Source organism: Pseudomonas putida (assembly GCF_025905425.1).
Lineage (GTDB): Bacteria > Pseudomonadota > Gammaproteobacteria > Pseudomonadales > Pseudomonadaceae > Aquipseudomonas > Aquipseudomonas putida_AF.
This window is the reverse complement of the sequence record NZ_CP109603.1, coordinates 2243991-2262011: the sequence shown is the minus strand read 5'-3', so window position 1 is coordinate 2262011 and position 18021 is coordinate 2243991. Positions and strand designations below refer to the sequence as shown.

Genomic DNA, 18021 nt, shown 5'->3' with positions numbered 1-18021 from the left:
AGCCCTCAAGGAGGCAGCATGAACACTTGGCCACGCCGTGCGCTGTTCGCCGCCGGTTTCTCCCTCACCGTCACCAGCGCCGCCTTTGCTGCGCTGTCCGATGTCGACCCCGGGCCCTACACCTTCGCCACCGGCGGTTACCCGATGTGGTACAAGGACGGCAACGATCTGTCCCTGGAGCTGTGCCAGTCACGCGCCACCAGTTCGCGGGTCGCGGGTGCACCGGGTGCACCGTCCTACATGTGCACTTTGCTGCCGGAACCGGGCATCTATGACGATGCCTTGCCCCTGGTGTTCCCCAACAACTGGCCACCGGAAATGTTCTGGTTCCTGGCCGAAGCCACCATCCCGGCAGTGGGCAACAGCGGCTATGAACTGGATGCCTATGTCGCAGGCCTGGAGGCTGCCTTTGCGGCCGAAAACCCGGTCGATGGCGACCAGCAGAGCTTCGCCCGTATCCGCATCCGCGTCTCGGTACCACGGGCCGGTGTGTACACCATCACCCACCCTTACGGCGTCGAGACAGTCAACGTCACCACGCCTGGCCGGCGTGCGATCAATATCACCCGTGACATCGGGATCGGTGCACCCGGCAACTTCAGAGGTGCGCTCAACGGTGCGCTTGGCCCTTGGTTGCGAGGCGCTGGCGGGCCGTATCTGGAAGTCAACCCAGACACCGGTGCTACCGAAACCTTCATTGGCGACCCGAACAGAACCGAAACCGTGGTCGGCAGCCCGTTCAACACCAACTTCATCCGCATCGACGGCCCGCCCGGGCGCATCGAGACGTCGCTGTTCACCGTGTCCGGCAAGGTGCTCGACCAGCGTGCGCAAACGCCAGTGACGCTGGAACGCGCCACTTACTCGCGCAACGGCACCGGCACCCGTGTGGAGGTGTACGCCAAGGCGCCGCACGACGCCAGCCTGTGCATGCGCAACGGCCTGGCGCTGATCGGCACGCCGCCTTCGCCTTGCCAGTTCAACCTGGTCGCGGACAACAACGGGCTGTTCTTCAGCCAGCAGTTCAGCCAGACCGTGCCGCCTGCAGTCGTTGTGGTCACTGCCAGCAACAGCACTGCGGGTACCCAGCCGACCGCACTGTCGAGCAAGCTGACCGACGTGGTGAAGGTCAGCACCGCGCGCTACGACTGGGCCAACAAGCGCCTGTTCATCGAGGCCCGCTCCAGCGACGAAGTGGCAATCCCCGACATGCTCGCCCAGGGCTATGGCCGCCTGTCCAAATCGGGCTCACTGCAAAGCCTGACCGTGAATGACCTGGCACAGCCGCCGGCTACTGTCACGGTCAAGTCGGCCCATGGCGGCAGCGATGTGGAACCGGTGATCGTGGTCGGCAATGCGCCGGTCGAGGCCGCCAACCAACCGCCGCTGGCCCAGGCCGATGTCGGCAGCACCAGTGTCGGTATTCCGCTGACCCTCAATCTGCTGCTGAATGACAGCGATCCAGACGGCAACGTACCGCTGAGCATCAGCGACCTGACTCAACCGGGTACCGGCCTTGGCGGCGTTGTGCTCAACGGTACCACCTCGGTGACCTACACCCCGCCAGCCGGTGCCACGCAACCGCTGGTGGCCACCTTCAACTATCGAGCGGTGGACGCCAAAGGCCTCAAGTCGGAGCCGGCCACGGTCACCATCAACGTCGCGCCCAACCAGGCGCCGACGGCCAACCCAGAAACTGTCGCTACCCTGGGCGTGCCGCTGACCATCAACGTGCTCACCAACGACACCGACCCGGAAGGCAACCTGCCGCTGACCGTTGCCGCCGTTACGCAACCCACTGGCGGCCGAGGCACCGTCAGCACCAATGGCACAACGGTAACCTACACCCCACCGGCCACGGTCACTGCAGCCTTTACCACCACCTTCACCTACCAAGTGCGTGACTCACTGGGGGCGCTGTCCAACTCGGGCACGGTCACTGTCAACGTGTCGCCACGCCCAGCCGCTGAGACCTTCGCGGTCACTGCGGCCACGGTCACGGCGCGCTCCAACAACCGATACAACTGGGACATCAGCGGTACCTCGTCGGTGACCACCGGCAACGTCGTTACCGTGCGGGTCACCACCACCACCGGCGTGCAGACACTGGGCACCGCCACGGTACCGGTAAACGGCCGCTGGCGCTTGGCCGTCAGCAACAGCACCACACTGATCCCGACCGCCGCGCCGACGGCGACCATCACCACAAGCCCAGGGACCACACGCACCGTCAACGTAGTCGTGCAGTAAGCGGCGGGAGAACGCCATGAAATGCCTGTATCCATTGCTGCTCTGCCTGGCCCTCGTGGGCCAGGCCAGCGGGGCCGAGGACCTGATGGACAACGCCGACCTTGCGCTCGGCAACGACCTCGGCGACCCCGTGATCATCCGCCTGTTACCGGTCGGCGCCGGCCAGGCAGCGGTGATCGAGCAGCAAGGCACGGGCAACCGCGCCGCCCTCGACCAGAACGGCCAGGCCCTGTTGGGCCGCATCGTCCAGGCCGGGGGCGCCCAGGAGGCGTACATCCTGCAGGAAGGAAGTGACCTGATGGCCAGCATCAGCCAGCAGGGAAATGGCAACAGCGCGTCGATCCGCCAGAGCGGCAGCAGCAACAGCGCTGCCATCGACCAGATCGGCAACAACAACAGCGCCAGCATCTTGCAGTCCGGCACGGGCCTCAACAGCTCCGTGACCCAAGCCGGCAATGGCCAGCATGTTCAGATCACCCAATACCGATAGACCTGGAGGCACCACCATGTTCAAGCTCGCTCCCCTCAGTGCCGCTATCGTCCTGGCCCTTGCAGGTCAGGTCATGGCTGCCGACAGCACCTCGAACCAGACACAGGACGGCAAGGAAAACATTGCCGAAGTGACCCAGACCCTCGCGCCATTCGCTTCGGCCACCCAGTCGCAGACCGGCAAGGGCCACAATCACCTGGCAGTGCAAGCCAACAGCACCAGTGATATCCAGCAGAGTGCCACCGGCTCGTACAACGCAGGTTACGCCGAGCAATTGTACGAAAACGGCAGCCAGATCACCCAGCAGGCCGGTGGTAGCTACAACGACGCCTTCGCCAGCCAGTCGCTGGGCGAAAACAACCAGGTCCTGCAGACCCAGCAAGGCAGCGAGAACCACTCGACCGTGTGGCAGGACAGTCAACAGGGCAGCCAGGTCACCACCTTGCAATCTGGCCAGCGCAACGAAGCCTTCGCCGAACAAACCTTCGGTGGCAGCAACAACCAGAGCCTGATCATCCAGGCCGGTGCCGACAACTATGCCGCCGCCGAGCACCTCACCCACAACGATGGCAACATCCAGATCTACCAGGACGGCAAGGAAAACTGGGCGTACGGCGACCAGCGCGACGGCCAGGGCGGCAGCATCGGCCTTAGCCAGACCGGCACCGGCAACTCGGTGGAGGTCTGGCAGGACACGCAAGTCGCCAGCAAGGCCACCGTCACCCAGACCGGCCAGCTCAACGAAGGCTACATCGACCAGAGCTTTGGCGAGGCCAACAACGCCAGCCTGACGCAAAAAGGCAAGGCCAACGCCAGCTGGTCGGATCAGTTTGAGAGCAACAACTCGACCACCACCATTTCGCAGACCGGCAACAACAACCTGCACTACACCTACCAGAACGGTGAAAACCTGAACTTGACCGTCACCACCCAAGGCAACGGCAACAAGATCACCGCCAGCAACTGGAAAGGCGACAAGATGGGCGGCCAGTTCGGTGCCAACCAGACCGCCGTGGTCAACCAGTACGGTAATGGCAACGGCGTCAACCTGACGCAGAACGGCGACAACCACCTGGCCACGCTGAACCAGACTGGCAATAACAACTCGATGCAGACCAAGCAGGCCGACAGCAACAACGAACTGTTCTTCGAGCAGAACGGCACCGACAACATCCTGATCGCCGACCAGCGCGGCACTGATAACTATGCCTTCGGCAGCACGCAGGGCACCGGCAACTCCATCACCCTGGACCAGTCCGGGTATAGCAACCAGAGCTACACCAACCAGCTCTACGGTAGCGGCAACGAGGTCACCATCAAGCAGGCCGACAGCATCAACGTCGCCTACGTGACCCAGGGCGGACAGGGCAACAAGGCGTTCGTCGACCAGAGCGGTATCGCGCAAACCGCCACCATCAGCCAGCTGGGCAGCGCGAACATGGCCACCGTGACCCAAAAATAACCTGTTCCCCCCTTGGACCGCGGTGCCCACTCTCCCGGGTGCTGCGGTTCCTTTTTCTGTTGCCCCGTACTGCTTTGCCGCCTTGTGCAGGAGCAGCAGGAGTACAATGCAAATCCATCCCGCCTCTGCAACTACCATGATCCAGTCCGACCTCGACCTGTTCGGCCCCCAGCCGCAACGCCTGGCCAGCCACACCGTGCTGCTGCCTGGCTTCGCCCTGGCCGAGCTCGAGGCCCTGCTCGACGCCCTGCGCCCGGTGCTGCGCGCCGCGCCGTTCCGGCATATGCAAACGCCCGGCGGCCTGCACATGGCCGTTGCGCTGACCAACTGCGGGGCGCTGGGTTGGGTCAGTGACGAACACGGCTACCGCTACACCCTGACCGACCCACACACCAACAAGCCCTGGCCTGCGCTACCGCCGGTCCTGCTCAGCTTGGCGAATCGCGCCGCAGCCATCGCCGGTTTCGACGATTTCGTCCCCGACGCCTGCCTGGTCAACCATTACCTGCCCGGCACCCGCCTGAGCTTGCACCAGGACCGCAACGAACAGGACTTCGGCCAGCCGATCGTTTCGATTTCACTGGGTTTGCCTGCGGTGTTTCTGCTGGGTGGGCTACAGCGCTCGGACAAAACCCAGCGGGTACCGTTGAACCATGGCGATGTGCTGATCTGGGGCGGTGAAGACCGCTTGCGCTTTCATGGCGTGCTGCCCATCAAACCTGGCGTGCATCCACGCATGGGGGAACGGCGGATCAACCTGACCCTGCGCAAGGCGGGGTAATCGGGTAAAACTTGAACATCCTGGCCTGCCGGGTTTCTAAACAGGAGCTGTTTGAGCTTTTACCAAGAGCCGTCTGACCTTTCAGCCCTGCCCTGGAGGTGCATGCCCATGAAAATGCCCGGTCGCGCGCCCAATGCCTCTGTGCAGCTCGATTACGTACGCGATACGTTGTTTGGCCCGGTGGCCCAGAGCGTCGAATGCCAATGCCAACTCGCCGCCCTCAACCTGCAGGGCCGCCCTGCCCTGCGCTTGCACATCTGCCCGCCCCTGCCCGACAAGGTCGACCGCGCCCACAGCGTGGCGTTCGTCTGGGATGGCCGCAGTTACCGTGGCGTTGTGCGTGACCAGGGCAAATGTGGCGATGGCGGGCTGAACCTGTTGCTGGAGCTGCAATAAGTCGATCAACGGCGGCCAAACACGCTGAACCTGCCGGTAACTGCGCATCTCCATAGAAAAGAGCCCACGCTATCTGGAGATCGTCATGAACAGTCCGCTGCTCAAGCTCTTCACCCACCCGTCCGATGCCTGGATCGATATTCGCCGGGCCGAAGAAGACCACCCCCAGCAATACCTGCCACGGCTGCTGGCCTTGGCGCTGATCCCGGCCATTTGCCTGTTTGTCGGCACCACCACGTTCGGCTGGAGCTTGGCCGGCGATGAGCGCGTGCGCCTGAGCATCGTCAGTGCAGCGCAGCTGGCGGGCCTGCTCTACGCAACCACGGTGGTCGGGGTGATGATTATGGGGGGCATGATCCGCTGGATGTCACGCGGCTTCGATGCGCAGCCAAGCCTGCAGCAGTGCATCGGCTTCGCCGCTTACTGTGCCACGCCGTGGTTTTTCGCAGGGGTGGTAGGGCTACTGCCGATTCGCTGGCTGGCGCTGGTTGCGCTGGTGGCCGCATCGGCCTATGCCACTGTGCTGCTGTTCGGCGGGCTGCAGACGTTCCTGCGGTTGCGCAAGGAGCAGGCCATGCTGTTCGCCGCCTGCGTGTGGGGGGTGGGGTTGTTGGTGCTGGTGACTATTCTGGTGTCAATGATTCTGTTCTGGTTCAACGGCCTGATGCCGGAATACGTGCGCCCGGCCAGCCTGGGCTGACCGGTGCACAAACAGAGCGCCTAACCCATCGCCTTGCGTGACATCGCAGGCTTGTCACGCAGAGCGTGCAATTGCGCAACCAGGTTTACCACGTCGCGGCAACTGTTGAGGTCCTGCAGGGCAACACCGGTCAGGGTAACCCCCTCACCAAGGCGCTGCCCCTGGCCGAGGCGGATGGTCAGGTGAGCGCCATCTGCGCAACTGACTTCGCAGCGATCAGGCAGGCAGGCCTGTTCGATCATTTGCCGCATCTCTAGCATTGAAACGCCTATCAACGACATTGTACGACCCTCTCTGTACTTGGATGGCCTGTGGTGTAAGTACGCCTATGCCAGGCAAGGTGCCAATTGATATTGCGCATGCTCGGGCGGCCGTCCATGTGCCGGAGCAATGATCGAGCGGAGAATCCTCTAGCACCTTAGTGGAAGAACGCAGGCGGGCCAGTGTTGTTCGATCAGCTGCGGCCAGTTAACGACGAGCGGTCTCGGCCTGCATCTGGCCAAATCGTCCAGCGTGGAAATCATCGAACGCTTCGGCAATCTCTGCCTCGCTGTTCATCACGAAGGGCCCGTAGCCGACGATCGGTTCATCGATCGGCTCACCGCTGAGCAACACCACACTGGCGCCTTCCAGCGCCTCGATGGCGATGTCCTCGGCACCCCGCTCGAACAACACCAGGCTGGACGGCCCGGCTTCGCGTTCGCCGTTGATTCGTACACTGCCGCGCAAAACCACCAGGGCGGCATTGCGCCCCGCGGCCACGGGCAGCTGCAGGGTCGATTGGGCGTTAAGGCGCAGGTCCCAGACATCCATCGCGGTAAAGGTGCGCGCCGGGCCCTGATGCCCTAGGTACTCACCCGCGATCACCCGCAGGCTGCCACCTTCGCCGTCCAGCGCCACCACTGGGATGTCCGTGGCCAGCAGCGTCTGGTACCCCGCCGCGGCACGCTTGTCGCGCGCAGGCAGGTTGACCCACAACTGCACCATTTCCAGCATACCGCCACTGCGGGCGAACGCCGGGGAATGGAACTCTTCATGGATGATGCCATTGGCCGCCGTCATCCATTGCACGTCGCCCGGGCCGATCAGGCCACCCGCACCTGTGGAATCACGGTGCTCCAGCTCGCCCTGGTAGACAATGGTCACGGTCTCGAAACCACGGTGCGGATGCTGCCCGACCCCGCGCCGGGCATTGGTTGGGGTAAAGGCGTGCGGGCCAGCATAGTCGAGCAACAGGAACGGGCTGATCTGGCTGGCCAGGTTGTCGTAGGTGAACAGGCTGCGCACCGGGAAGCCATCGCCTACCCAGTGGGCATGAGGGCTGTGGTGAATACCCAGGATCTTTTTCATGAGAAGTCTCCTCTCTTGGCTGGGATCACCTTACCAATGATGCCAATCAGCCGGTAGCCAGCTTAAACGGCATTCATCGTCCTACTCATGGAACAATCGCGTCACTCAAGAAAGCCAAGCACGCACGCTGCAGCCATCGCCGGGTCCTCCTGCATGAAACAGTGCCCGCCGGAAACCTGGTGAGCGGTCACGTTCGGGTTCAGCGCCACCAGGCGCTGAACCGAATTCGGCACGAAGGGATAGGTCTGCTCGCCATACAGCACCAGCGTCGGCGTCTGGATTGCGGCCAGGCTCGCCCACATGCGCTTGGGAAACGAACTGAAGATTTCCACCTCCCGGCTGGGCCGACACTTAAGCACCACGGCCTCGCCGCAATCACCGATGGCATGCTCGACATAGGCGTGCAGCGCCGCATCGCTCCAGCCTTTGAAGATGCCGCGCCCCTGCAGCGAGGCCAGCGCCGCCTCGCGATCAGGCCAATGACTGCGGCGGCTGGCAGCCTTGCGCGCCAGCGCATGGCGCTGATGCAGGCCAACCAGCGCAGCTGCGCCCATCACGCCGATCATGCCGCGGCTGAACAGCACCGGGTCGAGCAGCACGGCCCGCTCGAACAGCCCCGGTGCGCGGGCCAGGATCAGGCCCGTGAGCACCCCGCCAAAACTGTGCCCGAGGGCTAAACGTGGCACCTCGCCGTACTCGCCACGCCCACTCTCGAATGCCTCCACCGCCAGTTCAGCCGTGCGGTTCCAGCCGCGAAACACGCCACCATGGTCGCTGTCGCCGTGGCCTTGCACGTCGCACAACCACAGGTCGAAATGCTCGCCCAGGCGCATCAGCAATGGTTGGTAGGCCAGGCAGCAGAAACCGTTGCCATGCAGAAAATGCAGCAAAGGCTTGCCACTGGCCGGTGTGCGCCAGCCACGCAGGGTGAAGCCTTCGGAGCAGTGGTGGGACCAGGGGATCAACTGCATTGGCTTGCTGTACTCATCGGTCTAGGAAAATGCCGATTCTACAAACAGCAGCGGGTACAGTGAAATCACCAGCAACACGGCCATCAGGACATTGAACAGCATCAACCAGCGCGGGTTCTGCAAAAGGTTGCGCAATGCGCTGCCGAACATCACCCACACCCCGACGCTGGGCAGATTGACCAGGGCGAACAACGCGGCAATAACGATCACGTTCGTCACATAGCCCTGGGCCGGCGTGTAGGTGGTGATTGCCCCCACCGCCATCACCCAGGCCTTGGGGTTGACCCATTGGAACGCTGCGGCGCCCCAGAAACCTAGCGGCTTGCGCGACTTGGCCGAATCCGTGCCGATCGGCCCAGAGGTTGCGATCTTCCATGCCAGGTACAGCAGGTAGGCGGCGCCGGTGTAGCGCAGGACGGTGTACAGCACCGGCCAGGCCTTGAACACCTCACCCAGCCCCAAACCGACGGCCAGTACCATGACCATGAAACCAATACTGATGCCCAGTGCATGGGGGATCGAACGGCGCACGCCGAAGTTCACGCCCGAGGCAAGCAGCATGGTGTTGTTCGGCCCCGGGGTGATGGAGGATACGAAGGCAAACAGCACAAAGGCTGTAAGCAGGTCGGCAGAGGCAAGCATGGCAGGCATTCCACAATCATTATTGGTGCTGTCACACTAACGGAGTCGCCCTACCTTGCGACCGGTACAGTTTTGCTAAATTAAATAGATACAAATACTGTACCGATATCGTTCAGTACAAGGAAGCCTGCCCCATGAGCGTCACCATCCGCCCCGCCGTGCGTACCGATGCTGCACAGATTCTCGCCTTCATTACCGAGCTTGCCGATTACGAACGTGCCCGCCACGAGGTCATTGCGTCTGTCGCCGACATAGAGCACAGCCTGTTCGACGAAGGCAGCACCGTGCACAGCCTGGTCTGCGAACGCGATGGCCAGGCGATCGGCTTTGCCGTGTACTTCTACAGCTATTCAACCTGGCTCGGGCGCAATGGGATCTACCTCGAAGACCTGTACGTGACACCGGAGCAGCGCGGAGATGGTGCCGGGCGCAAGCTGCTGCGGCACATCGCCCGCGAGGCTGTAGAGAACGGCTGCGGCCGCCTGGAGTGGAGCGTGCTGGACTGGAACGAACCCGCCATTGGGTTCTACCAGTCGCTGGGGGCCGAAGCGCAGGATGAGTGGGTTCGGTATCGGCTGGATGGCGAGAAGCTGTTGGCGTTTGCCCAGGGTTGACCGGCAGTCCGCACCGGCTTCTTCGCGGGGCAAGCCCGCTCCCACAGGTACAGCACAGCACTCAAAGGCTGTGAGGGCCGTGTGGGAGTGGGTTCGGTATCGGCTGGATGGCCAGAAGCTGTTGGCGTTTGCCCAGGGTTGATCGGCAGTCCGCACCGGCTTCTTCGCGGGGCAAGCCCGCTCCCACAGGTACAGCACAGCACTCAATGGCTGTGAGGGCCGTGTGGGAGCGGGCTTGCCCCGCGAAGAGGCCGGCACTGGCTAGATCATTTATTCCGCCACACCGCCCCAGCAATATCCACCCGCTTGGGCAACACCTTGTTCTGGAAAAACAGCTCCGCCGTGCGCTGCTGCGCCGCCACGATTTCATCGCTCACCGGTATCACCGGCGAGGCCGGCCGGTGGCTGAAGCTGCGCCGTACTACCTCCTCCGGCAAGCCCATGAACTGCGCCAGCAACTGGATGCTCCCGGCTTCATCGCTACGCGTGAGCGCCTCGGCCCGGCTGATTTCATCGAGCAGTTGACCGACAAATGCACCATTGGCCTCGACATACCCCCGCGCCCCCAGCATGAACGGCCCAATCAGCCCCAGCCCCTGGCCATCGGCCAACAGCCGCGCCTTGCCCTCAAGGTCGATCGCCGAATAGAACGGGTCCCAGATTGCCCAGGCATCCACGCTGCCGCGCTCGAACGCCGCGCGTGCATCGGCGGGCGCCAGGTACACCGGCTGTACATCGCGAATGCTCAACCCGGCTTGGGCCAGGGCACGCAGCAGCAAATTATGAGCACTGGAGCCTTTTTGCAGGGCAATCCGCTTGCCCTTGAGATCACCGACGCTGGCGACCGGGCTGTCTTTGTGCACCAGGATCACCTCGGCCTGCGGCTTGGGTGGTTCAGCGCCGATGTACAGCAGGTCGGCACCGGCCGCCTGGGCGAAGATTGGCGGGATGTCGCCGGTGGAACCAATGTCCAGGCTACCGATGTTCAGGGCTTCGAGCATCTGTGGGCCGGCCGGAAACTCGATCCACTCGACCTGGGTATTGGCAAAGCGCTGCTCCAGATAGCGATGCTGCTTGGCCAGGGCCAGGCTGGTCGAACCCTTCTGATAGCCAATGCGCAAGGTCGCAGGGTCCGCCGCCTGGGCAGTACCGGCCAGGCTCAGCAGCAACAGGACGGCAAGGCGTAGCACACGCATCGGTCACTCCTTCCAGTCGGTCGAGGGTTTTTCCCAGAGGTTGATCCCGCCCTCAACCGCGTACCGGTCGATCGCCGCCAACTCCTCGGGGGTGAACGTCAGGTGGTCGAGCGCGGCCACGTTTTCGATGATCTGCTCGGGGCGACTTGCGCCAATCAGCGCCGAACTCACGCGCGGGTCGCGCAGGGTCCAGGCCAGGGCCAACTGAGCCAGGCTTTGGCCCCGCTCACGGGCAATTTCATTGAGCGCGCGGGCGCGGGCGATATTGTCTGGCGACAAGTGCTGGGGCAGCAGCGAGCCACCGCCGGCACGGTTGACCCGGGCATCGGCGGGAATGCCGTTCAGGTACTTGTCACTGAGCAGGCCTTGAGCCAAAGCGGTGAACACGATCACCCCGGCGCCGAGGGTATCGGTAGTGGCCAGCAGGTCGCGCTCGATCCAGCGGTTGAACAGGTTGTACGAAGGCTGGTGAATCAGCAGGGGCACCTTGAGTTCGGCCAGCAGTGCGGCGATTTCAGCGGTCTTGCCAGCTGAGTAGGAGGAGATGCCGACATACAGTGCCTTGCCTTGGCGCACGATGTCGGCCAGGGCAATGGCAGTTTCTTCCAACGGGGTGTCGGCATCGAAACGGTGCGAATAGAAGATATCGACGTAATCCAGCCCCAGGCGCTGCAGGCTCTGATCGAGGCTGCTGATCAGGTACTTGCGCGAACTGCCGCCCTGCCCGTAAGGGCCAGGCCACATGTCCCAACCGGCCTTGCTTGAGATGATCAGCTCGTCGCGGTAGCTGCGCAGGTCTTCACGCAGCAGCCGGCCGAAGTTGGTCTCGGCGCTGCCATAAGGCGGGCCGTAGTTGTTGGCCAGGTCGAAGTGGTTGATGCCGGCATCGAATGCCGTGCGCAGCAAGGCGCGCTGGGTATCGATAGGCGTCGCGTCACCAAAGTTGTGCCACAGGCCCAGGGACAGGGCCGGCAACACCAGGCCACTGCGGCCGACACGGCGATAAGGCATGCGCGCATAGCGCTCGGGGTGGGCGGCGTAGCTCATGGTTGACCTCGTTCGGTAAAGAAGGGATTAACAGGGCGCTGCAGCCCCAAGTGCTCACGCAGGGTGCGACCCTGGTACTGGCGGCGGAACAGCCCACGGCGCTGCAGCTCGGGCACTACCTGGCTGGCAAAGTCCTCCAGCCCCAAGGGCAGGTGCGGCACCAGCACATTGAAGCCATCGGCGGCGCGGCCCTCGAACCAGGCCTGCAGTTCATCGGCGATCTGCGCCGGGGTGCCGACCAGGCTGTAGTGCCCTCGCCCACCGGCAATGCGCCGGCCCAGCTGCGCCAGTGTCAGTTGTTCGTTGCCGGCCAGTTCGGTAAGCAGTTGCTGACGGCTGCGCTGGCCATCTTCGGTAGGCGGCAGTTCGGGCAGCGGGCCGTCGAGCGGGTAAGCGGAAAGGTCGAAATTGCCGAGCATGCGCCCGAGCAAACCGACACCGACGCGCGGGTCGACCAGTGCTTGAAACTGCTGGTATTTTTCCTCGGCTTCAGCCTGGCTGTGCCCGACCACTACAAACACGCCGGGCATGATTTTCAGCGCGTCCTCGCCCCGCCCGTAACCGGCCAACCGGCCCTTGAGGTCGGCGTAGAACGCTTGGGCGCGTGCCAGGCTCGGTTGCGCGGTGAACACCACCTCGGCACTTTGCGCGGCCAGCTCGCGGCCGGTTTCCGAAGAACCCGCCTGAACCAGCACCGGCCGCCCCTGGGGCGAGCGAGCGACGTTCAGCGGGCCTTTGACGCGAAAGTGCTCGCCGGCATGGTCCAGTGCACGCACCCCATCAGGCCTGTGGAACAACCCAGCGGCCTTGTCACGCACGAAGGCGTCGTCTGCCCAGCTGTCCCACAGGCCTTGCACGACCTGCTGGAATTCCCGGGCGCGCGCATAGCGCTCGGCATGCGGGATGTGCGCCTGCCGACCAAAGTTGCCGGCTTCGGCGGCCGCATCGGACGTAACCAGGTTCCAGCCAGCACGGCCACCGGACAGATGATCCAGCGAGGCGAACTTGCGTGCTACGGGGTAAGGCTCGTTGTAGCTGGTGGTGGCGGTGGCGATCAGGCCGATGCGCTCGGTGACCGCGCTCAGCGCCGACAGCAAGGTCAGTGGCTCGAAGTAGGTCGAGCGTGCGCTGTGGCTGGCCAGGGCGTCGGTGGGTGCGGCAACGCTATCCGCGACGAACAACGCGTCGAAGCAGGCCGCTTCGGCGATCTGCGCGGCACGGCGGTAGCTGCTGAAATCCATGGGGTCGGCCGGTACATCCGGGTGGCGCCAGGCGGCCACATGGTGCCCGGTGGCCATGAGGAAGGCGCCCAGACTTAGTTGGCGGCTCATGTCGAACTCCTTGATGGGATTTGCATAGCCCTGTGGTAGGACATTGGAGAATGTGGGAGCGGGCTTGCCCCGCGAAAGGAACCACGCGGTGCATGGCACCGGCTTTGCCGGTGTTCGCGGGGCAAGCCCGCTCCCACATGGCCCTGCGAAATCAATAAGTGTTGCTTTGTTCTAGAGGGGCGATTACTCAAAAATCCTTGCGCAACTGCACGCCGAAGTAGCGCCCGTCATCGCGCGGCACGGAGCGGTAGATGTAATCGCCGCCACTGGCCAGCATCTGCGCATACGACTTGTCCCCCAGGTTCTTGCCCAGCAGCGCCACGCGCCAGCCGTCGTTGTAATCGGCCAGGGCAATGCTGGCGTTCCAGATGCCGTAGGCGCCCTGCACGGTGTCCGGGTTCTGGTCCAGGCTGAACTGCACCGAGTCCTGCCAGCTGTAGTCGCTGGAAAGCTCGACATCCAAGCCGTTTGCCAGCGGGATCACGTAGTCGGCGCGCACGTAGGTCTTCCAGTCCGGGGCAAACGGCAGGCGACCGCCGTCGATGTTGCAGTTGGCGGCTGCCCCCGCCGGGCAGTTGAAGTGATCGACGCGGGCCTTGGTATACGCCACGGCGGTGCTGAACTTCAGCTGCGACGTGGCCTGGAAGCTGGCATCCAGTTCCACCCCCTGGGTCTTGACCTTGCCGGCGTTGACCAGGCGGGTCACCACCTGGTTGGCCACCGTGTCGAAGAAGTTGGCCTGGTAGTTGTCGTAGTCGGTGTGGAACACCGCCAGGTTGGCCGTCAGGCGGTTGTCCAGCGCCGTGCTCTTCAGGCCGATCTCGTAGGCGTCGGAGGTTTCAGGCTTGAGGGCGTCGGTGTCGCGCGGCTGCATGTTGAAGAACACGTTGTAGGCCGGGCCTTTGTAGCCACGCGAGTAGGTGACGTAGCCGGTGAGGTGGTCGTTGAAGTCGTATTGCAGGCCGGTACGCCCACTCCAGCCATCCTCGTCCACCGAACCCGAGCTTGCGGTCGAAGGCTGGATGCCGGTGACTGCGGTAGCCGAGCTGGAGATGCGGCGGTGGTCGTATTCCAGGTCGTCGTGGGTCCAGCGCAGGCCGAAGATGGCGCGCAAATCGTCGGTGAAGTTGAAAGTGTTTTCACCGAACAGTGCGACGCTGTCGTTGGTCGTCGAGTAGTCCGCCCGGCCATTGTTGGCCACGCCGCCGTTGACCGACAGGCGCTGGTAGGTTTCGTTGGAGGTGCCGTGCATGTAGAAGGCGCCGAGCACGTACTCGTTGAACTGCCCTTTGGGCGAGGTCAGGCGAAACTCCTGGCTGTACTGGTCGTAGTCCACCGTACCCTTGTCATGGGATGCGGTCACAGGGAGCAAGGCGCGGCGGTCGCCGTCCTGGTACTGGGTGTTGTCCCAGCCGCGCCAAGCGCTGATCGACGTCAGGGTGTAGTCACCCAACTGCCAGTCGAGCTGGGCCGAGAGGCCCTGGTTCTCGTCTTCGACGTGGGTCTTGAAGTCGCTGTTGATGTCGCGGTTGTGGGCGCTTGGCGTGACGGGGCGCAGTTGGCTGGCAAACGCGGCACTGGCGCGGGTGATTACACCGCTGGGGAGCGTGTCTTCGCCTTTCATGTAGTCGGCGATCAGGGTCAGGCGCAGGGCTTCGTTGGGTTCGAACTCCAGCTTGCCACGGGCGCCCTTGCGCTCGTAGCCATTGACGTCATGGCCGTTGGCAACGTTCTCGACATTGCCGTCGTAGTCACCCCACAAGGTGCTCAGCGAGCCCTTGAGCTGTTCGCTGAAGCGTCCGCCGATGCCGAAGCGCAGGCGGTTCTCATCGCCCCCGCCAAAGTGCGAGTAATCCACATAGCCGCGGGTCTGCTCGGGGATGGCTTTGCTGACGACGTTGAGCACACCGGCCGAAGCGTTCTTGCCGAACAGCGTACCCTGCGGGCCGCGCAGCACTTCGATGCGCTCCAGGTCGAGCAGGTCGAGGGTTGATTGGCCGGGCCGGCCGAACACCACGCCATCGACCACGGTGGCCACGGTGGGCTCGACGCCGGGTGATGTGGAAATAGTGCCGACGCCACGAATGAACAGCGACGTGTCCTTGTTCGAAGCCCCTGCACGGTAGTTGAGTGTCGGCACCTGCTGAACGATGCTGGCCACGTTGTTGCGGTTGTCACGCTCAAGCTGCTCGCCATCGATCACCGATACCGCCACCGGCACTTCCTGCAAGCTGGCTTCACGGCGCGTGGCGGTGACGGTCACCGCGCTCAGCGCCGTGGCCTGCGGCGCGGCCTCGACAGGTTCGGTAGCCTGAGCGGCCTGGCCGACTGCGGCCAACAGAATAGCCGCTGCCAGCGGCCGGCGTTGTGTGCTTGGAAACGGAGTTGTCTGCATGCTGCTCACTGCCTTATGGGACCAGACCAGGCCCACATTCACGGGCCGACACGGGGTGCTGTGGTTGTCTGGTCTCGCTCGTGCGAGTGGCAGGCGCTTGCCAACAGCAGCGCTTGTTAGCGCTAACATGAACAAGTATCAGAGTCCGCTGCTTAGCACGTCAAATACTTAAAAGTCAGATTGATATGCAATAAAGCTATTTGCCAGCAGACGCCTCGTTAGCGCTAACATCGCGCCATTTCCCCAGGAGGCAACCTGTGTGAGCCAGGCCAAGGATCCCCCCCGCAAGCGTCGTGGCGCAGGCCGTGTCACCCTGGCCGACGTGGCGCGCGCCGCAGCCGTTTCGGCGATCAGCGTGTCGCGTTACTTCAACCAGCCCGAACAGGTGTCGCCGCCTCTGCGCGAGCGCATCGAGGCCGCCGTGCAGGCGCTGGGCTATGTCCCCAACCTGGTGGCCGGCGGCCTGGCCTCGGCGCGGGGGCGGATTGTCGGCATGGTGATCCCGAACATCTCGGGGCCTATCTTTGCCCAGACCATCCAGGCCTTCAGCGACACCCTCAGCCGTCACGGCTATCAGTTGTTGTTGGCGTCCAGCTACTTCAGCGAAGAACAGGAAGAGAGCGCGGTGCGTGCCTTTCTTGGCTGGTCGCCTGCCGCACTGGTGGTCACCAGCCATTTCCACAGCCCAGCAACTGAAAAGATGCTGGCCGAGGCTGACGTGCCCGTGGTGGAGATCTGGGATTACCGCCCCGAACGGGCGCCATTGCAGGTCGGTTTCCTCCATCACCAGGTGGGCGTGCAGGCGTGCCGCTACTTGCTGGACAAGGGGCACCGACGCATCGCCTTCGTGCAAAACAGCGCTGCCGGCGACCTGAGCGCGCTGGAGCGGCGCGACGGCTACATTGAAGCGTTGCACGACGCCGGGCTTGAACCCTGGGTGTTCGTGCCCTCGGCCGAGTGCGCGCCGTTCGAGGCGGGCAAGCAGGCGATGGAGGCGCTGATCCGCCGCACACCACGCCCCGAGGCGATCATCTTCGCCAATGACAACCTCGCCGCAGGTGCCGTGCTGGCCGGCCAGCGCGCGGGGTTGCGGCTGCCGGAGGACATGGCGATCGTCGGCTTTGGCGACTACCCGTTCGCCGACATGCTGCTGCCCAGCCTGACCACCCTCAGGCCACCGTCGCGGGAGATTGGCGAGGTGGCAGCCTTGCGCGTGCTGCAGCACCTGGGCGCCGTCGCGCATGAGGGCGAGGTGCAACGGTTGAACCTGCTTGCCTGCGAACTGCTAGCCCGCGAAAGCGCCTGACGGCAAAGTAGTGATGCGTCGGGCGCTGTGACAATTCGCACAATGAGGATTATTCTTCTGAGGTATGTCCCACAGCCCCAATATGTGAGCGCCGAATATGAAAATCGATGACATGGACGCCTTCGTGGCGGTCATCCGTTGCCAGTCGACCAACCTTGCCGCCGAGGCCCTGCAACTGACCCAGCCGGCGATCACCCGCCGGGTGCAGAACTTCGAGGAAGACCTCGGCGCCACCCTGCTCGACCGCAACACCAAACCGCTCAAGCCAACGCCCATGGGCCTGCGGGTGTATGAGCAATGCAAGGCGATCCTGCGCGAAATCGATTCGCTGCGTGAACTGGTCGCCAATGATGGCGCCCCGTCAGGCACGCTACGCCTGGGCGTGCCGCAAACCCTGGGGGATGTGGTGCTGCTCGATGCCCTGGCACACATTCGCGACACCTACCCGGTGCTGCGCACGCAGGTCACCAGCGGCTGGGGCAGCAGCCTGATCGCACGCATGGAAAACGGCGAGCTCGACGCTGCCGCCGCGCTGTTCCCGCCGGGCAAGATCTTCCCCGAAGGCATCGCCAGCCGCTCGATTGCCCGCATGCCGCTGCGCGTGGTTGCCGCCAAGGGCAGCGCCAGCAAGCGCAGTTACAAGCTCAAGGATTGTTACACCCGGGGCTGGGTGCTCAACCCCGATGGTTGCGGTTTTCGCGCGGGGCTGCAGCGTGCCTTGAGCGAGCAAGGGCTGAGCCTGTCGATCAACCTGGAGACCTTTGGCACCGACCTGCAACTGGGCCTGGTCGCCAGTGGCCAAGGGCTAGGGCTGGTACCCGAACCGCTGCTGCAGAGTAGTCGCCATCGGGATGCACTGGATGTGGTCAATGTGACGGACTTCAAGCCACAAGTGGACTTGTGGCTGTTCCATCCGCGTTATTTGGGGAACCTGCAGGAACCAGTGGAGCTGTTTGGCGAGATTGCCGGTAACCGGCTGTCCGTGTGAACCCAATCAATAAATTATTTGCATATTATTAAATCAATTAAATTCTATTAACTGATAATTAGCATAGAACTAAAAAGACTTTTACAGCGCTCATCCAGACGA

At 63.4% G+C, this 18021-nt stretch carries 17 protein-coding genes; 9 read left to right on the top strand and 8 right to left on the bottom strand.

Translation table 11 applies throughout. The features are described 5' to 3' along the window. Positions 1–18 precede the first annotated feature (18 nt). From OGV19_RS10215 to OGV19_RS10190, 6 genes are all read left to right on the top strand, one after another. Positions 19–2250 carry an Ig-like domain-containing protein gene (locus tag OGV19_RS10215; protein WP_264313267.1) on the top strand — a complete coding sequence of 744 codons (2232 nt, stop codon included), beginning with the start codon at positions 19–21 and terminating at the stop codon, positions 2248–2250. A gap of 16 nt (positions 2251–2266) precedes the next feature. Next, positions 2267–2740: a curlin gene (locus OGV19_RS10210; protein ID WP_264313266.1), complete on the top strand. Its 474-nt coding sequence runs from the start codon at positions 2267–2269 to the stop codon at positions 2738–2740. Between the two features lie 16 nt (positions 2741–2756). Then, a complete protein-coding gene (locus OGV19_RS10205) occupies positions 2757–4202 on the top strand; it encodes a curlin (RefSeq protein ID WP_264313265.1) in 1446 nt (481 codons plus the stop codon). A 136-nt stretch (positions 4203–4338) separates the two neighbouring features. Beyond that, a complete protein-coding gene (gene alkB / locus OGV19_RS10200; protein ID WP_264313925.1) occupies positions 4339–4983 on the top strand; it encodes a DNA oxidative demethylase AlkB in 645 nt (214 codons plus the stop codon). Positions 4984–5116: 133 nt separating this feature from the next. Then, positions 5117–5356 carry a hypothetical protein gene (locus OGV19_RS10195; RefSeq protein ID WP_413470118.1) on the top strand — a complete coding sequence of 80 codons (240 nt, stop codon included), beginning with the start codon at positions 5117–5119 and terminating at the stop codon, positions 5354–5356. Positions 5357–5464: 108 nt separating this feature from the next. After that, entirely contained in the window at positions 5465–6079 is a 615-nt protein-coding gene (locus tag OGV19_RS10190) for a Yip1 family protein (RefSeq protein WP_264313263.1), read from the top strand. Between the two features lie 20 nt (positions 6080–6099). Here OGV19_RS10190 and OGV19_RS10185 read toward each other — a convergent pair whose 3' ends face one another. The 4 genes from OGV19_RS10185 to OGV19_RS10170 form a co-directional block, all read right to left on the bottom strand. After that, complete coding sequence (locus OGV19_RS10185) at positions 6100–6360, bottom strand: DUF1652 domain-containing protein (protein ID WP_264313262.1); 261 nt, start codon at positions 6358–6360, stop codon at positions 6100–6102. Between the two features lie 187 nt (positions 6361–6547). Further along, positions 6548–7429, bottom strand: a complete 882-nt coding sequence (locus tag OGV19_RS10180; RefSeq protein ID WP_264313261.1) for a pirin family protein — start codon at positions 7427–7429, stop codon at positions 6548–6550. Between the two features lie 101 nt (positions 7430–7530). Beyond that, a complete protein-coding gene (locus OGV19_RS10175; RefSeq protein ID WP_264313260.1) occupies positions 7531–8400 on the bottom strand; it encodes an alpha/beta fold hydrolase in 870 nt (289 codons plus the stop codon). A gap of 21 nt (positions 8401–8421) precedes the next feature. Then, on the bottom strand, positions 8422–9051 hold the full coding sequence (locus OGV19_RS10170) for a LysE family translocator (protein WP_264313259.1): 630 nt from the start codon (positions 9049–9051) through the stop codon (positions 8422–8424). A 125-nt stretch (positions 9052–9176) separates the two neighbouring features. Between OGV19_RS10170 and OGV19_RS10165 the strand changes: the two genes are divergently transcribed. Continuing rightward, positions 9177–9656, top strand: coding sequence for a GNAT family N-acetyltransferase (locus OGV19_RS10165; protein ID WP_264313258.1), 480 nt, complete (start codon positions 9177–9179; stop codon positions 9654–9656). Positions 9657–9922: 266 nt separating this feature from the next. Here the strand turns inward: OGV19_RS10165 and OGV19_RS10160 are convergent, their stop codons facing one another. The 4 genes from OGV19_RS10160 to OGV19_RS10145 form a co-directional block, all read right to left on the bottom strand. After that, positions 9923–10852, bottom strand: a complete 930-nt coding sequence (locus OGV19_RS10160) for an aliphatic sulfonate ABC transporter substrate-binding protein (RefSeq protein WP_264313257.1) — start codon at positions 10850–10852, stop codon at positions 9923–9925. Between the two features lie 3 nt (positions 10853–10855). Further along, a complete protein-coding gene (gene mgrA / locus OGV19_RS10155; RefSeq protein WP_264313256.1) occupies positions 10856–11899 on the bottom strand; it encodes an L-glyceraldehyde 3-phosphate reductase in 1044 nt (347 codons plus the stop codon). Then, positions 11896–13230: an LLM class flavin-dependent oxidoreductase gene (locus tag OGV19_RS10150; protein WP_264313255.1), complete on the bottom strand. Its 1335-nt coding sequence runs from the start codon at positions 13228–13230 to the stop codon at positions 11896–11898. Before OGV19_RS10150 ends, mgrA begins: the two co-directional genes overlap by 4 nt. A gap of 187 nt (positions 13231–13417) precedes the next feature. After that, positions 13418–15625, bottom strand: coding sequence for a TonB-dependent receptor (locus tag OGV19_RS10145; RefSeq protein ID WP_264313254.1), 2208 nt, complete (start codon positions 15623–15625; stop codon positions 13418–13420). 259 nt (positions 15626–15884) lie between these two features. On the opposite strand from OGV19_RS10145, the gene OGV19_RS10140 reads away from it, so the two are divergent. Both OGV19_RS10140 and OGV19_RS10135 read left to right on the top strand, forming a co-directional pair. After that, on the top strand, positions 15885–16931 hold the full coding sequence (locus OGV19_RS10140) for a LacI family DNA-binding transcriptional regulator (protein WP_264313253.1): 1047 nt from the start codon (positions 15885–15887) through the stop codon (positions 16929–16931). A 97-nt stretch (positions 16932–17028) separates the two neighbouring features. Further along, positions 17029–17919 (top strand): LysR family transcriptional regulator, encoded by an 891-nt coding sequence (locus OGV19_RS10135; protein WP_264313252.1) that lies wholly within the window; start codon positions 17029–17031, stop codon positions 17917–17919. The last annotated feature ends 102 nt before the right edge of the window (positions 17920–18021 follow it).

Coding starts and splice junctions, on each gene's coding strand:
- OGV19_RS10175 (WP_264313260.1), bottom strand. CDS start 8,400: ATGCAGTTGATCCCCTGGTCCCACCACTGCTCCGAAGGCTTCACCCTG.
- alkB (WP_264313925.1), top strand. CDS start 4,339: ATGATCCAGTCCGACCTCGACCTGTTCGGCCCCCAGCCGCAACGCCTG.
- OGV19_RS10145 (WP_264313254.1), bottom strand. CDS start 15,625: ATGCAGACAACTCCGTTTCCAAGCACACAACGCCGGCCGCTGGCAGCG.
- OGV19_RS10170 (WP_264313259.1), bottom strand. CDS start 9,051: ATGCCTGCCATGCTTGCCTCTGCCGACCTGCTTACAGCCTTTGTGCTG.
- OGV19_RS10210 (WP_264313266.1), top strand. CDS start 2,267: ATGAAATGCCTGTATCCATTGCTGCTCTGCCTGGCCCTCGTGGGCCAG.
- mgrA (WP_264313256.1), bottom strand. CDS start 11,899: ATGAGCTACGCCGCCCACCCCGAGCGCTATGCGCGCATGCCTTATCGC.
- OGV19_RS10160 (WP_264313257.1), bottom strand. CDS start 10,852: ATGCGTGTGCTACGCCTTGCCGTCCTGTTGCTGCTGAGCCTGGCCGGT.
- OGV19_RS10190 (WP_264313263.1), top strand. CDS start 5,465: ATGAACAGTCCGCTGCTCAAGCTCTTCACCCACCCGTCCGATGCCTGG.
- OGV19_RS10215 (WP_264313267.1), top strand. CDS start 19: ATGAACACTTGGCCACGCCGTGCGCTGTTCGCCGCCGGTTTCTCCCTC.
- OGV19_RS10180 (WP_264313261.1), bottom strand. CDS start 7,429: ATGAAAAAGATCCTGGGTATTCACCACAGCCCTCATGCCCACTGGGTA.
- OGV19_RS10195 (WP_413470118.1), top strand. CDS start 5,117: ATGCCTCTGTGCAGCTCGATTACGTACGCGATACGTTGTTTGGCCCGG.
- OGV19_RS10135 (WP_264313252.1), top strand. CDS start 17,029: ATGAAAATCGATGACATGGACGCCTTCGTGGCGGTCATCCGTTGCCAG.
- OGV19_RS10205 (WP_264313265.1), top strand. CDS start 2,757: ATGTTCAAGCTCGCTCCCCTCAGTGCCGCTATCGTCCTGGCCCTTGCA.
- OGV19_RS10150 (WP_264313255.1), bottom strand. CDS start 13,230: ATGAGCCGCCAACTAAGTCTGGGCGCCTTCCTCATGGCCACCGGGCAC.
- OGV19_RS10165 (WP_264313258.1), top strand. CDS start 9,177: ATGAGCGTCACCATCCGCCCCGCCGTGCGTACCGATGCTGCACAGATT.
- OGV19_RS10185 (WP_264313262.1), bottom strand. CDS start 6,360: ATGTCGTTGATAGGCGTTTCAATGCTAGAGATGCGGCAAATGATCGAA.